Below are 13,136 nucleotides of genomic sequence, written 5' to 3'. Positions count from 1 at the left end.
CGGCCCGAGCGGCCACATGCGCGGCTGGGCGGCCGTGCGCCCGCCGGCCTGGCCGGCGGGCGAGACGACCGGGCGAGACGACCGGGCGACAGCCGGGCGAACGCGCCGCTCAGCCGGGAAGGCGGTAGGTGCCGTCGTCGAGGACTTCGGCCAGGCCGTCGGCCACGAGCCCGTCAAGGGCGCGTTCCCGTTGCACGGCGTCTTCCCAGACCACGTCGAGAGCATCCTTGGGGACGGGGCCGTGGGCCTGCCGCAGGACGGCCAGCAGGCGGCCACGGCACTGGCGGTCGGTGCCGGCGTAGGTCTGGCCCTTGCGGGCGGGACCGTCGTAGGCCGGTTTGCCGGCCAGACGCCAGGCGCACAGGGCGCTGACCGGGCAGTCGGCGCATCGGGGGGTACGGGCCGTGCAGACCAGGGCGCCCAGCTCCATCACCGCGACCGCCCAGACGGGGGCGTCGCCCGCGTCGGGCAGCAGCGACTCGGCGAGCCTGCGCTCGGCGGACGTGGTGGCCTTGGGAGGGTATTCCTCGCCGCTCACGGCTCGCGCCAGAACCCGGCGGACGTTGGTGTCGAGAACGGCGTGACGGCCCTTGAAAGCGAAACTGGCGACCGCGGCCGCGGTGTATTCGCCGATGCCGGGCAACGACAGCAGAGTGGCGTGGTCGGAGGGGACCTCGCCGCCGTGGCGGTCGGTGATGGCTCGGGCGCAGGCGTGCAGGTTGAGGGCTCGGCGCGGATAGCCGAGGCGCCCCCAGTGGCGTACGGCCTCACCCGGAGGCTCCTTGGCGAGCGCGGCGGGCGTGGGCCAGCGCGCCATCCACTCGGTCCATACGGGCAGCACCCGGACCACCGGTGTCTGCTGCAGCATGATCTCGCTGACCAGGATCGCCCAGGGGGAGGCGTCGGGGGTGCGCCAGGGGAGATCGCGGGCGCTCTCGGCATACCAGTCGAGAACGGGTTCCAGTAGGAGGTTCGACTCGGGCACCCTTCGACGATAGTGCCGGGCCGGGCCGTTTCCCCCGCCTTCACCCGTTGAAACGGAAGTGGTAGCGGCGGGTCGCTCCTCAAGACTCATGAAGAATCTTCATACTGTCGGTATGGACCCGGACACTTTCCGTAGTGATATAGGGGTGGACGTCTACTGGCGGCGTCGGATGGCCGCGCTCGTCGGTGTGCTCGTGGTGGTCGCCATCGTGGCCTGGGCCTGCTCGTCGAGTGAGCCGGAGCGCTCGTCGGACGTACAGGCCCAGCTCGATGGGCCGCCCACGCCGGATCCGATCGTGACCGTCCTGCCCACGGTGACGATCACCCCCTCGCCGAGCCCGACGGCGACCCGCAGATCGGCCAGGCCTGCCGCCGGCGCCAAGCGGCCCGGTGACGCCTGCGACTCCTCCGATCTCGTGCTGAACATGCAGGGACAGGGAGACGTCTACACGCTGGGCAGCCAGCCCCGGTTCATCCTCACGCTGGTGAACATCGGCAAGGTGATGTGCACGACCGACGTCGGACCCCGGGCGATGGAGGTCCGCATCACCTCCGGCAGCGACCGCGTCTGGTCCTCGGCCGACTGCGTCAGCGGCGACACCGACGACATCCGCAAGCTCGACCGGGGCATCCCGTATGTCCGGGAGGTCGAGTGGGACCGCCGTCGCTCCGGCGGCGACTGTACGGCCGAGCGTGAGGGCGCCCGGGCCGGCACCTATGTGGCGGTGGTTCGCAGCTCCGGCCTGAGGAGCCCCAAGACCGTCTTCCATCTCCGCTGAGGTGGTCCCGGCCACCGGAGGCGACGCCCGGGAGGTGACAGGTCGGGTCTTCGGGGGCGTCGTGGACGAAGTAGGTGACGGGTGTGACCGGAGTGCCGTGCCAGACGTAAAGCTCAGGGCCAGCCGTAACGCTCCAGAGCTAGACGTGGCGCTGAGGGCGGGCGTAATGCTCACGGCCAGCCGTAGCGCTCAGGGCCAGCCGTAGCGCTCAGGGGCGGGCGTAACTCTCACGGCTAGACGTAGCGCTCCAGGATGGAGGACTCGGCCAGCCGGGACAGGCCCTCGCGGATGTGGCGGGCCCTGGCCTCGCCGACCCCGCCCACCTCCTGGAGGTCGCCGATGCTGGCGGCCAGGAGCTTCTGCAGGCTGCCGAACTGGTCGACCAGGCGGTCGACCACCGTGCCCGGCAGGCGGGGAACCTTGGCCAGCAGGCGGTAGCCCCGGGGGCTCACCGGGGTGTCCAGGGCGTCGTTGCCCGAGTGGCCGAGGACCTGGGCGACGACGGACAGGTCGAGCAGGTCGCTGGAGGACAGCTCGTCGAGGTCGTGCAGGGCGTCGGCGAACTTGCGCGGGCGACGGCCCGCCACGGGCAGGTAGTCGCGCACGATCAGCTCGCGGTCGGTCTCGGTGCCGGCCACCAGCTCGTCGAACTGCAGCGCCAGCAGGCGGCCGTCGGTGCCGAGCTCGACCACGTAACCGGTGATCTCTTCGGAGATGCGCCGGACCATCTCCAGCCGCTGGGCGACCACCGCGATGTCCCGGACCGTCACCAGATCCTCGATCTCCAGCGCCGACAGCGTGCCGGACACCTCGTCCAGGCGGAGCTTGTAGCGTTCGAGGGTGGCCAGAGCCTGGTTCGCCCGGGAGAGGATCGCCGCCGACTCCTCCAGGACGTAGCGGAAGCCGTCGAGGTAGAGGGCGATGATCCGCATGGACTTGCTGAGGGAGATGACGGGCAGGGACGTCTGCACGGCCACTCGCTGGGCGGTGCGGTGGCGGGTGCCGGACTCGTCGGTCGGGATGGCCGGGTCGGGCATCAGATGCACGGCCGCGCGCACGATCCTGAGATCATCGGCGTTCAGCACGATGGCGCCGTCCATCTTGGCGAGCTCGCGCAGCCGCGTCGCGGAGAACTCGACGTCCAGCTCGAACCCGCCGCTGCAGATCTCCGCGACCGTGCTGTCGTAGCCCAGCACGATCAGACCGCCCGTGTGGCCGCGAAGAATGCGCTCCAGGCCGTCGCGTAGTGCGGTGCCCGGAGCGACCGCGGCCAACACGCCTCTACGGCGTTCGTCGAGCCCTTTGTTGGTTGCTGGCACATGACCCCCGTGGTCCGCGTATCACAGTCAGCTTACCGGCGAAGGACCTGCCGGGTCCGGAGTCGCCGGATGGCCGTCTCTAGGTGACGTGCGTGAGCGCGTCCCAGACGTTGTCCGCTTCAATGACGTCGAAACCCGGTATGAAGTTCGCGCCGCGGCCGCCGACCGGGACGAGAGAGCGCTCACCGCCCCGTTTCTGGCCCGTGTCGAGGGAGCCGGTGGGGACCAGGGCGCGGGTGAAGCCCAGCCGGGCGGCCTCCGACAGGCGTCGCCGCACGTCGCGCACCGGACGCAGCTCTCCGGCCAGGCCCACCTCGCCCAGCACGATCAGACCGGGTGGCAGCGCCTTGTCCCCGGCCGCGCTGGCCACGGCGAGCATCACCGACAGGTCCACCGCCGGATCGCTGAGCTTGATGCCGCCCACGGTCGCGGTGAACACGTCACAGCCGCCGAGCTTGGCGTTGAGCCGCCGCTCCAGCACGGCCAGCACCATCGTCACCCGGTAGGTGTCGAGCCCCGAGGACGAGCGCCGTGGCTGCTGGGCCTCGGTCCGCGCGACCAGGGCCTGGACCTCGGCGGGCAGCGGCCGGGTGCCCTCCAGGGTGACCGTGACGCACGTGCCGGGCACCGGCTCGGCGCGGTGGGAGACGAACAGGCCGCTGGCGTCGGCGATGCCCTCGATGCCGCCCTCGTGCAGGTCGAAGCAGCCGACCTCGTCGACGGGACCGTACCGGTTCTTGATCGCGCGGACCATGCGCAGCCGGGAGTGCCGGTCGCCCTCGAAGTGGAGCACGACGTCGACGAGGTGTTCGAGCGTCCGGGGGCCGGCGATCGAGCCCTCCTTGGTGACGTGGCCGACCAGCACCGTGGACATGCCGCGCTCCTTGGCCAGCCGGACCAGGTTCCCGGCGACCTCCCTGACCTGGGTGACCCCGCCGGGAACCCCGGTCGCCTGGGCCGAGCCGATCGTCTGCACCGAGTCGACGATGAGCAGGTCGGGCTGGACCTTCTCCACGTGGGCCACCAGCGCGCTCAGGTCGGTCTCGGCCGCGAGGTAGAGCTGGTCCTGGATCGCGCCGATGCGGTCGGCGCGGACCCGCACCTGGGCCGCGGACTCCTCGCCGGTGACGTAGAGCACGATCTGCTGTCGCGCGATCTTGGCCGCCGCCTCCAGCAGTAGCGTGGACTTGCCGATGCCCGGCTCTCCTGCCAGCAGCACGACGGCGCCCGGCACGAGACCGCCCCCGAGCACCCGGTCGAGCTCGGGCACCCCGGTGCTGCGCGCGTGCGCCACCTCGGCCTTGACCTGACCGATCGGGACGGCCGGAGCCGACACCGCCCCGGCGGAGGCCACGTTCACGCCCCCGCGGGCGGTCTCCTCCTCGACCGTGCCCCAGGCCTGGCACTCGCCGCAGCGGCCCACCCATTTGGCGGTCTGCCAACCGCACTCACCACAGCGATAGCCGACCTTCTTAGCCATGGCCGCACGCTACCGGTCCCGACCGACAACTTTCACCCGGTACGGCGCGCCGTACCGGAAAGGCCGGGGACGGCGTGTCGTACCGGGAGAGGCCGGGGACGCTCACGCGGCCCGCGACGGGTCCGCCGTCAGCTCCGCCATCCGCCGCCGGTCCGGCTCGTCGCGCGGCGTCTGCAGCAGGATCAGGGCGCCCGGCTCCTCCACCGGCCGGAAGAGGGAGAAGACCAGCGTCATCGGCCCCTCGACGACGACGTCGCGCGTGCTCAGGGTGGCGACGGAGGGGCACTGCCACCAGTGGGTGAGGTCGGGGCGGTCCTGTTCCAGGAGGGCGTAGACCTCCCCGGTGCGCACGTCGTCCAGATACGGTCCCGCCTGGCCGCGGAACTGCTGGAACACGGTCATCGCCAGCGGTTCCCAGTCGCGCAGCAACCGCCTCGTCCGAGGATCGCCGGCCATGACCCACATGAGGTTGCGGCGTTCGGCGGGGATCTGCTCTGGATCGCCCCACAGGGCGGTGTAGGCGGCGTTCCACGCCAGCAGGTCGAAGTGGCGGTCGAGGAGGAGCGCGGGGGACAGGGGCCAGCTGTCGAGGATGGGCCGCATCCGGGTGGCCAGCAGGGGATCGGCGGGCAGGTTCGGAGCGGCCAGGCCGGACAGGGTCAGCACGTGACGGAGACCGTCCCCGTCGAGCCTCAGCGTCTTGGCCACCGATTCGAGCACCTGCTTGGAGGCGGAGACCTTGCCCTGCTCCAGCCAGGTGTACCAGGCGATGCCGACTCCGGAGAGCGTGGCCACCTCCTCCCGGCGGAGTCCGGGGGTGCGGCGGCGACCTCCCGGTCGCAGGCCGATGTCCTGGGGGTTCAGCCGCTCTCGATGGGCACGCAGGAACATGCCCAGCTCACGGCGGGCGTCGACGCTCACCCTATGACCTCCGGTATCAGCACAAATAACTTCCTGCCTGATTGTACGGATTTCCGACAATATCGGTGTGAAATGCCCCGTCTGAACGAGGATCCACCGTGATGACCTGCTGGTTGCCCGCCGTACCGGGGTGTCGGCCGTCGCAGTCGCGCCGACGTCGTGAACCGGAAGCCGCGAGGGCGGTCCGGTGAGGAGGTTCCTGGCGGGCCGGATACTGCTGGCCGTGCCGACGCTGATCGGGGTGACCGTGGTGGTGTTCGTCACGGTCAAGCTGATCCCGGGAGACCCGGTCGCGGCGTTCCTCGGCCCCGGGGCCCCGGCGCAGGCACGGGCCGAGCTGGCGGAGCGGCTGGGGCTGAACGCTCCGGTCCCGGGGCAGTACGCGAGCTGGCTGGCTCACGCGATCACCGGTGATCTCGGGGTGTCGATCGCCGGGCAACGGCCCGTCACGGAGGTGCTGGGCGCGGCGCTCGGCAACACGCTGGTCCTCGCGTTCGCGGCGTTCTCGCTGGTGGTCGTCGGCGGCGCGCTGCTGGGAGCGGCGGGCGCGGCCTTCCCCGGACGCTGGCCGGGGCGGTCGGGCGACGGGCTGGCGACCCTGGCGCTCTCGGCTCCGCAGTACGCCGTCGCGCTGCTGCTGGTGGCGTTCGTGGCGGTGGGCACGGGAGTACTGCCGCCGGGCGGGATGCACGACGCCGCCGACCCCGGCGGGTTCGGCGACCTGACGGCCCACCTCGTGCTGCCCGCCACGGCGGCGGCCCTGGTGCCGATGGGGCTGACCGCGCGGATGTTCCGCGCGACGCTGACCGGGCTTCTGGGCGGCGAGATGGTCGAGCACCTGAGGGCCAGGGGGCTGCCGGAGCGGGTGGTGCTGCTGCACGCGGCGCACAACGCCGCCCCCGCGCTGCTGACCATCGGCGGCCTCCAGCTCGCCTATCTGGTCGAGGGTGTGGTCTTCGTGGAGACGATCTTCTCCTGGCCGGGACTCGGGCACCTGCTGTTCACCGCGCTGTCCCAGCGCGATCTGCCGGTGGTCCAGGGCGGCGTCCTGGTCGTGGCGGTCTCCTTCGTCGGGATCAACCTGCTCGTGGACACGGTGCACGCGCTGATCGACCCGAGGGTGCGCCGATGAGACGCGCCGCGCTCGTCGCCGTCCTGCTGCTCTGCGCCGCCGCCCTGGCCGCCCCCTGGCTCGCGCCGTACGGCCAGGCGGAGGGCCTGCTGAGGGACAGGCTGCTGCCGCCGGGCAGCGCCGGTCACCTGCTCGGCACCGACGGCCAGGGTCGTGACCTGCTGAGCCGGCTGATCTGGGGCGCCCGGCCCTCGCTGCTGTGCGGCGTGCTGCCGGTCGGGGTCGCGCTCGTCCTGGGGACCTTCCTGGGGGTCGCCGCCGGGCTCGGCCCGCGCGCCGTCGAGAACCTCATCATGCGGTTGCTCGACGTGCTCTACGCGTTCCCGGCGGTGCTGCTGGCGATCGCCGTCGCGTCCGCGCTGGGCGCCGGCCTGACCGGCACCGTCGTCTCGCTGTCGGTCGTGCTCACCCCGGCCGTGGCCCGTGTGGTCCTGACGGAGGTGGCCGCGATCAGGAACGCGGACTTCATGGAGGCCGCGCGGGCGTCCGGCGCCCGGTGGCACACGATCGCGCTGCGGCAGGTCGTGCCGAACGTGCTGCCCGCCGCGTTCGTCTACTGCACGGCGCTCGTCGGGCTCGCGGTCGTCTACGGGGCGGGCATGTCCTTCCTCGGGCTGGGGGTCGCGCCCCCGGCGGCCGAGTGGGGGTCGATGCTGAACGAGCTGCGGCAGTACGCCTTCAGCGCCCCGCTGATCGCCGCGGTTCCCGCGGTCGTCATCTTCGCCGTGTCCGTCGCCTTCAACGTGCTCGGGAGCGGCACCGGCGGGTCAGGGGGCAGGCCGTGAGCGCGGGACTGGTCGTCCGCGACCTCGTGGTGGCGGCGGGCGGCGCGCGGATCGTCGACGGGGTGAGCCTCCGGGTGGCGCAGGGGGAGACGCTGGTCGTGCTCGGGGAGTCGGGCAGCGGCAAGACGATGACCGCCCGCGCGATCCTCGGACTGCTCGGGCCGCGCTTGACGGTGACCGGCGAGGTCACCCTCGACGGCGGTCCGCTCGTGCGGGGCAGGGACGTGGGCCTCGTGCCGCAGGACCACTCGGCAGCCCTCGACCCGCTCCGCAGGGTGGGGTCGCAGATCGCCGAGGTGCTGCGTCGCCACGGGGTGGCGGTGAGCCGGCCCCGGGCTCGGGAGACGGCCCTGGAGCTGCTCGACCGGGTCGGGGTGCGGGATCCGGCGCGGGTCGCCCGCGCCTACCCGCACGAGCTGTCCGGCGGCCTGCGGCAGCGCGCGCTGATCGCCGTCGCGATCGCCTGCGGGCCGCGGCTGCTGATCGCCGACGAGCCCACCAGCGCGCTCGACGTCACCGTCCAGGCCACGGTGCTCGGCCTGCTCGACGGGCTGGGCGCGGCGCTGCTGATGATCACGCATGACATCCGGGTGGCGCGCGGGATCGGGGACGCGGTCGCCGTGATGCGCGACGGGCGGATCGTGGACCGGGGCCCGGTGAGGGACGTCCTGGACCACCCCGGCCACCCCTACACCCGCGGCCTGCTCGACGCCGAACCCCGCCCCGGCGTGCCCCGGGGCGAGCTGGCGGGAGGACTCGCATGAACGGACCCCTGCTCGTCGCCGAGCACCTGACCAAGCGCTTCCCCTCGGGGGTGGTCGCGGTGGACGACGTGAGCCTCGTCGTGCACGCCGGAGAGAGCGTCGGCCTCGTCGGCGAGTCCGGCTCGGGCAAGTCGACCACCGCCCGGCTGGTGCTGCGCCTGCTCCGGCCGGACTCCGGCAGGGTCAGGTTCGCCGGGCACGACCTCGCCGGGCTGCCGGAGCGCCGGATGCGCCCGCTCAGGGCGCGGATCCAGTTCGTGCCGCAGAGCCCGCGCACCTCGCTCAACCCGCGGCTGCGGGTGGGCGAGTCGATCGCCTTCAACCTCCGCGCGCACGGGCTTCCCGCCGGGAGGGTTCCCGAGCTGCTCGAACAGGTCGGGCTGACCGCCGACCACGCGCGCAAGCGTCCGCGGGAGCTGTCCGGCGGGCAGGCGCAGCGGGTGGCCATCGCCCGCGCCTTGGCCACCCGGCCCGATCTCGTGGTGTGCGACGAGCCGGTGTCCGCGCTGGACAAGAGCGTGCAGGCGCGGGTGCTCAACCTGCTGGCGCGCCTGCAGCGGGAGACCGGCGTGGCCTACCTGTTCATCTCCCACGACCTGGCCGTCGTCGAGCACCTGTGCGACCGGGCGCTGGTGATGCGCGGCGGCAAGGTCGTGGAGGAGGGCCCGACCGAGACCCTGTGGCGCTCCCCGCGACACCCCTACACCCGGTCGCTGCTGGCGGCCGTACGTCCCCTGACAGGAGAACTCCCTTGAGACTGCGTGTCACGGCCCTCGCCGGGCTGCTCGCGCTGGCCCTCGCGGCCTGCTCGGCCGCGCGGGGCGGCACCCCTCCCGCCTCCACCTCCGACGGTGCGGGCGGCGGCACCCTGGTGGTCGGCATGACCTCCTCCGACCTGCCCAACGTCGACACCGTGCTCAACGGGCAGGGGTTCGAGGGCAAGCGCTTCGTGGGCTTCCAGCTCTACGAGGGGCTGACCCGCCACGACCTGAGCAGGACCGACGGGGGCGCCCCGCTCACCGGCGCGCTCGCCACCTCGTGGACGCACGGCGACGACGCCAGGACCTGGACCTTCGAACTCCGCCAGGGGGTGAAGTTCCACGACGGCACCCCGTTCGACGCGGACGCGGTGATCGTCAACTACGACCGCTACACGAAGAAGGGCGATCCGTACGCGACGGCCGCGCTGCAGGCCGCCGCCGGGGAGTACGCCGGCTCGTTCGCCTCCTACCGCAAGGTCGACGACCGCCACGTCGAGATCGTCACCAAGTCCCCCAACGGGCACCTGCCCGACGACGTGGCCCATCTGTACATCGTCAGCCCCGCGGCGCTGAAGAAGGGCGACTTCGGCAAGAACCCGGTCGGGACGGGGCCGTTCAGGTTCGGCTCGCTCACCCCGGGCCAGCGGCTGGAGCTGCTGCCGTTCAAGGACTACTGGCGGGGCGCCGCCAAGCTGGACAAACTGGTCCTGCGTCCCATCCCCGACCCCGCCGCCCGGCTCGCCGCGCTCCGCTCGGGCGAGGTCGACTGGATCGAATACCCCTCGCCCGACGACGTGACCGCGCTCAAGGACGCGGGTTTCCAGATCTCGGTCAACGGCTATGACCACATCTGGTACTGGATCCTGGACACCGCGAAGAAGCCGTGGAGCGACGTGCGCGTACGGCGCGCCGCCAACTACGCGATCAACCGGGAGTCCCTGGCGAAGGACCTGCTCAAGGGCACCGCGGACCCCGCCTACCAGGCGGCGCCCAGGGCGACGGGCGCCTACGACGCGGCCGGCGACGTCTACTCCTACGACCCGGCCAAGGCGAAGGCGCTGCTCGCCGAGGCGGGGGTGGCCGGCGGGTTCGAGACCACGGTCGTGGTGCCGACCGCCGGCTCGGGCAACCTGCTGCCGGTGCCGATCGCCGAGAGCCTCCAGCGGGACCTGGCGGCGGTCGGCATCAAGGTCACGATCAAGACCGTCGAGTGGTCCGCGCTGCTCGGCGACGAGGCGTCGGGCAAGGTGCCGCTGGGCGCCGACGCGATCGCCCAGTCGACCACGCTGTTCCAGTCCGAGGCGCTGCTGCCGCTCTTCCTCGGCTCCGGCAGCCCGTTCTGGACCGGCCACTATTCCAACAAGCAGGTGGACACATTGTTCAAGAAGGCACAGGAGTCCCCGGACCAGACCGAGCGGACCGCGAGCTACCGGGAGGCGCTCGGCCTGGTCACCCAGGACGCGCCGTGGCTGTTCGTGGTCAACGACCGCAACCCGCGCGCCCTCGCCCCGCGGGTGAAGGGGCTCGTCCAGCCGCAGTCCTGGTTCCTGGACCTGACCACGGTCACGGTGGCACGATGACGCCGTCATGGGGGGTGACGCTGCCGCTGCCGGGCATCCCGTTGGCCGCGCACCGGCACATCGTCGAACGCATGCCCGATCTCGGCTACTCCGATGTCTGGACGGCGGAGGGCGGCGGCTACGACGCCTTCACCCCGCTGGCCCTGGCCGCGGCCTGGTCGTCGCGGGTGCGCCTGGCCACCGGGATCGTCCCCGCCCAGACCCGCGGTCCCGCGGTGCTCGCCCAGCACGCGGCCACGCTCGCCGAGGTGGCGCCGGGGCGGGTGCTGCTCGGCGTGGGCTCCTCGGTGCCCGCGCACGTCAGCGACATCAACGGCATCCCGTTCGTCGAGCCCTTCAAACGCACCCGCGACGTGGTGCGCTTCCTCAAGCGCGCGCTGCGCGGCGACTACGTGACCGGGCCGTTCGACACCTTCGAGATCACCGGCTACCGGCTGCCCTGGGTGCCGGTCGAGCCGCCCAAGGTCATCGTGGGCGCGCTGCGGCCGGGAATGCTGCGGATGGGATTCGAGGACGGCGACGGGGCGATCTCCAACCTGCTCTCCGCCTCGGACGTGGCCAAGGTCGTCGACGCGGTCGGGCCGCAGCCGCCCGGCAAGGAACTCGTGGTCAAGGTCTTCGTGTGTCCGTCGGACGACCCCGAGTTCGTACGGCGGGCGACCCGGCCGTTCCTGGCCTGGATCCTCAACCGCGAGCCGTACCGGAAGTTCCAGGAGTGGCTGGGACGGGGCGATCTGCTCGCCGACGTCCACGGCCGGTGGGACAGGGGTGACCACGCCGGCGCCGCGGCGGCGCTTCCCGGCGAGGTCGTGGACGAGCTGTTCGTCAACGGGACGCCGCAGGAGTGCCGGGAACGGATCGCGAGGTTCCACCGGCCGGGGGTGACCTCGCTCCAGCTCTACGTCAGCCTGCCGCCCGAGGTCGGTGGCGACCCCGAGGCGGTGCTGCGGATCCTGCGGGAGCTCGGGCCCGGCTAGATGTGCCCTTCGAGGTCGGCGAGGAGCAGACGCTTGGGCTTGGCGCCGACGATCTGCTGGACCACCTCGCCGCCCTTGTAGAGGTTGAGCGTCGGCAGGCCCATGACGCCGTAGCGGGCCGCGATCTCCTGGTGCTCGTCGTAGTTGAGCTTGGCGATCGTGACGCGGTCACCGTGCTCGGCCTCGATCTGCTCCAGGATCGGCGCGATCATCCGGCACGGCGGGCACCACTCGGCCCAGAAGTCGACCAGGACGGGCTTGTCGCTCTGAAGAACCTGCTCGGCGAAGTTGTCGGCGGTCAACGTGATCATGACTTTTCCTGCTTTCTGAATACGCATCCGGGGCAGGCGGCGGTGAGCTGTCCGGCGACCTCGGCGCGCCGGGTGAGCAGCGTGCGGATCTCCTCGTCGATCTCGGCCAGCTTGCGCTGGTAGACCGCCACCGACTCCGGGCAGGACCCGCCCGACTCGTGGCCGGCCCGCAGGCACGCCACGAACGGCCGGGCGTCCTCCAGGGTGAAACCGACGGTGAGCAGGGACCTGATCTCGGTGACGAGTCTCAGGTCCGCCTCGCCGTACTCCCGGTAGCCGTTGGCCGTCCGCCGCGCCGTGATCAGCCCCTGCTGCTCGTAGTAGCGCAGCGCGCGGGTGCTGACCCCGGCCAGTTTCGCGAGCTCCCCGATCCGCATCCGTCCTCCTTACGGGATCACGCTAAGCGTTGACACCAACGTCAAGGTCAAGCGGTTCGCCGGGACATTTCATCCCGGATATCCGCAGATGGGGTGGGCGGGTGACGTCCGGGGGCGGTCAGAACCGCTTCCAGCGCAGGACGTTGGGGTAGGCGAGCTCCAGACCGGGGGTCTCGGCGATGGCCTGCTCGGCGACCTCGGGGGTGAACTCGATGCGCAGCACCGCCTCCAGATCGGCGCGGCGCTCGAAGGACATGCGCAGGTCGAGTGGCCGGCTCTGCCAGCCCTGGCGGCTCCAGAAGTCCTCGACGGACCTGGCCGAGTAGGACGGGACCGACCGGCTGAACCAGCGGCCGAACGCGCCGCGGCCGGCGTCGAGGTCGATCACGAAGGCGGCGCCGTCCCGCCGTACCACCCGGGAGAGCTCGGCCAGGCCCGGTTCGCAGCCGGGGCCGAAGAAGTAGGCCCAGCGGGCGATGGCCACGTCCACCGAGGCGTCGGGCAGGGGGAGGGCCTGGGCGGTGGCCGGATGGACCTCGACGTTGGGCAGCGGCCGGCAGCGGCTTCTGGCCAGCCGTACGAGCTCCTCGTGCGGCTCGACGCCGATCACGCGGGCGGCGGTGGCCGACAGGGAGGGCAGGTGGTAGCCGGTTCCGCAGCCGATGTCGAGGACCGTCGCGCCGGTCCACGGCCGGATGGCGGCCATCGCGGCCTCGGCCGCGTCCTCGGGGTCCACCGCCCGGTTCTCCAGCTCGTAGAGGTGGGGGGTGTTCCAGATGTTCGGGCTGGGGATGGCACCCTTCAAGAACTGCGGCATGTCCTCACCGTAGCGACCCGGCATCCTCCCGGCCTCTTCGGAGACCGGGGCCTCCCGGCCGGAGCCGGGCTCATTCGTCCGCGCTCGCGCTTAGGCTGGCATCGTGAGTGCGCGAATCGAACGGGCCTGCGGGCGCGGCGATGCCGGCT

Annotated in this window: 14 protein-coding genes; 7 read left to right on the top strand and 7 right to left on the bottom strand. The window is 72.1% G+C overall.

From position 1 onward, the window contains the following. Positions 1-109: 109 nt before the first annotated feature. Entirely contained in the window at positions 110-985 is an 876-nt protein-coding gene (locus ACQPYK_RS46975; protein ID WP_433247417.1) for an A/G-specific adenine glycosylase, read from the bottom strand. Positions 986-1,097: 112 nt separating this feature from the next. Between ACQPYK_RS46975 and ACQPYK_RS46970 the strand changes: the two genes are divergently transcribed. Next, the gene (locus tag ACQPYK_RS46970) at positions 1,098-1,763 is read left to right on the top strand and encodes a hypothetical protein (RefSeq protein ID WP_433247414.1); all 666 of its coding nucleotides are present in this window, start codon (positions 1,098-1,100) and stop codon (positions 1,761-1,763) included. Between the two features lie 233 nt (positions 1,764-1,996). Here ACQPYK_RS46970 and disA read toward each other — a convergent pair whose 3' ends face one another. From disA to ACQPYK_RS46955, 3 genes are all read right to left on the bottom strand, one after another. Then, entirely contained in the window at positions 1,997-3,082 is a 1,086-nt protein-coding gene (gene disA, locus ACQPYK_RS46965; protein ID WP_433247411.1) for a DNA integrity scanning diadenylate cyclase DisA, read from the bottom strand. Between the two features lie 79 nt (positions 3,083-3,161). Next, positions 3,162-4,562, bottom strand: a complete 1,401-nt coding sequence (gene radA / locus ACQPYK_RS46960; RefSeq protein WP_433247408.1) for a DNA repair protein RadA — start codon at positions 4,560-4,562, stop codon at positions 3,162-3,164. 102 nt (positions 4,563-4,664) lie between these two features. After that, positions 4,665-5,483: a helix-turn-helix transcriptional regulator gene (locus ACQPYK_RS46955; protein ID WP_433247405.1), complete on the bottom strand. Its 819-nt coding sequence runs from the start codon at positions 5,481-5,483 to the stop codon at positions 4,665-4,667. A gap of 187 nt (positions 5,484-5,670) precedes the next feature. Between ACQPYK_RS46955 and ACQPYK_RS46950 the strand changes: the two genes are divergently transcribed. The 6 genes from ACQPYK_RS46950 to ACQPYK_RS46925 are packed head-to-tail and all read left to right on the top strand — an operon-like array spanning position 5,671 to position 11,482. Beyond that, positions 5,671-6,615 carry an ABC transporter permease gene (locus ACQPYK_RS46950; RefSeq protein WP_433247402.1) on the top strand — a complete coding sequence of 315 codons (945 nt, stop codon included), beginning with the start codon at positions 5,671-5,673 and terminating at the stop codon, positions 6,613-6,615. Continuing rightward, positions 6,612-7,400 (top strand): ABC transporter permease, encoded by a 789-nt coding sequence (locus ACQPYK_RS46945; RefSeq protein ID WP_433247399.1) that lies wholly within the window; start codon positions 6,612-6,614, stop codon positions 7,398-7,400. Before ACQPYK_RS46950 ends, ACQPYK_RS46945 begins: the two co-directional genes overlap by 4 nt. Beyond that, complete coding sequence (locus ACQPYK_RS46940; protein ID WP_433247396.1) at positions 7,397-8,164, top strand: ABC transporter ATP-binding protein; 768 nt, start codon at positions 7,397-7,399, stop codon at positions 8,162-8,164. The genes ACQPYK_RS46945 and ACQPYK_RS46940 overlap by 4 nt, the downstream gene beginning before the upstream one ends. Continuing rightward, entirely contained in the window at positions 8,161-8,919 is a 759-nt protein-coding gene (locus ACQPYK_RS46935) for an ATP-binding cassette domain-containing protein (RefSeq protein ID WP_433247393.1), read from the top strand. Before ACQPYK_RS46940 ends, ACQPYK_RS46935 begins: the two co-directional genes overlap by 4 nt. After that, complete coding sequence (locus ACQPYK_RS46930) at positions 8,916-10,505, top strand: ABC transporter substrate-binding protein (protein WP_433247390.1); 1,590 nt, start codon at positions 8,916-8,918, stop codon at positions 10,503-10,505. Before ACQPYK_RS46935 ends, ACQPYK_RS46930 begins: the two co-directional genes overlap by 4 nt. Continuing rightward, on the top strand, positions 10,502-11,482 hold the full coding sequence (locus tag ACQPYK_RS46925; RefSeq protein ID WP_433247387.1) for an LLM class F420-dependent oxidoreductase: 981 nt from the start codon (positions 10,502-10,504) through the stop codon (positions 11,480-11,482). The genes ACQPYK_RS46930 and ACQPYK_RS46925 overlap by 4 nt, the downstream gene beginning before the upstream one ends. Here the strand turns inward: ACQPYK_RS46925 and trxA are convergent. The 3 genes from trxA to ACQPYK_RS46910 form a co-directional block, all read right to left on the bottom strand. After that, on the bottom strand, positions 11,479-11,793 hold the full coding sequence (gene trxA / locus ACQPYK_RS46920) for a thioredoxin (RefSeq protein ID WP_433247384.1): 315 nt from the start codon (positions 11,791-11,793) through the stop codon (positions 11,479-11,481). The two genes, ACQPYK_RS46925 and trxA, sit on opposite strands and share 4 nt — an antisense overlap. Further along, complete coding sequence (locus tag ACQPYK_RS46915; protein WP_433247381.1) at positions 11,790-12,170, bottom strand: MerR family transcriptional regulator; 381 nt, start codon at positions 12,168-12,170, stop codon at positions 11,790-11,792. The genes trxA and ACQPYK_RS46915 overlap by 4 nt, the downstream gene beginning before the upstream one ends. Before the next feature lie 118 nt (positions 12,171-12,288). Then, on the bottom strand, positions 12,289-12,987 hold the full coding sequence (locus ACQPYK_RS46910; RefSeq protein ID WP_433247378.1) for a class I SAM-dependent methyltransferase: 699 nt from the start codon (positions 12,985-12,987) through the stop codon (positions 12,289-12,291). Positions 12,988-13,136 lie beyond the last annotated feature (149 nt).

The organism is Streptosporangium sp. CA-135522, from assembly GCF_050949235.1.
Lineage (GTDB): Bacteria > Actinomycetota > Actinomycetes > Streptosporangiales > Streptosporangiaceae > Streptosporangium.
The sequence above is the reverse complement of the archived record's forward strand: the minus strand, read 5'-3'. Positions and strand labels throughout refer to the sequence as shown.

What these genes read in the sequence shown, in the direction of transcription:
- trxA (WP_433247384.1), bottom strand. Translation starts at nt 11,793, where the DNA reads ATGATCACGTTGACCGCCGACAACTTCGCCGAGCAGGTTCTTCAGAGC.
- ACQPYK_RS46910 (WP_433247378.1), bottom strand. Translation starts at nt 12,987, where the DNA reads ATGCCGCAGTTCTTGAAGGGTGCCATCCCCAGCCCGAACATCTGGAAC.
- ACQPYK_RS46915 (WP_433247381.1), bottom strand. Translation starts at nt 12,170, where the DNA reads ATGCGGATCGGGGAGCTCGCGAAACTGGCCGGGGTCAGCACCCGCGCG.
- ACQPYK_RS46970 (WP_433247414.1), top strand. Translation starts at nt 1,098, where the DNA reads ATGGACCCGGACACTTTCCGTAGTGATATAGGGGTGGACGTCTACTGG.
- radA (WP_433247408.1), bottom strand. Translation starts at nt 4,562, where the DNA reads ATGGCTAAGAAGGTCGGCTATCGCTGTGGTGAGTGCGGTTGGCAGACC.
- ACQPYK_RS46925 (WP_433247387.1), top strand. Translation starts at nt 10,502, where the DNA reads ATGACGCCGTCATGGGGGGTGACGCTGCCGCTGCCGGGCATCCCGTTG.
- ACQPYK_RS46935 (WP_433247393.1), top strand. Translation starts at nt 8,161, where the DNA reads ATGAACGGACCCCTGCTCGTCGCCGAGCACCTGACCAAGCGCTTCCCC.
- ACQPYK_RS46945 (WP_433247399.1), top strand. Translation starts at nt 6,612, where the DNA reads ATGAGACGCGCCGCGCTCGTCGCCGTCCTGCTGCTCTGCGCCGCCGCC.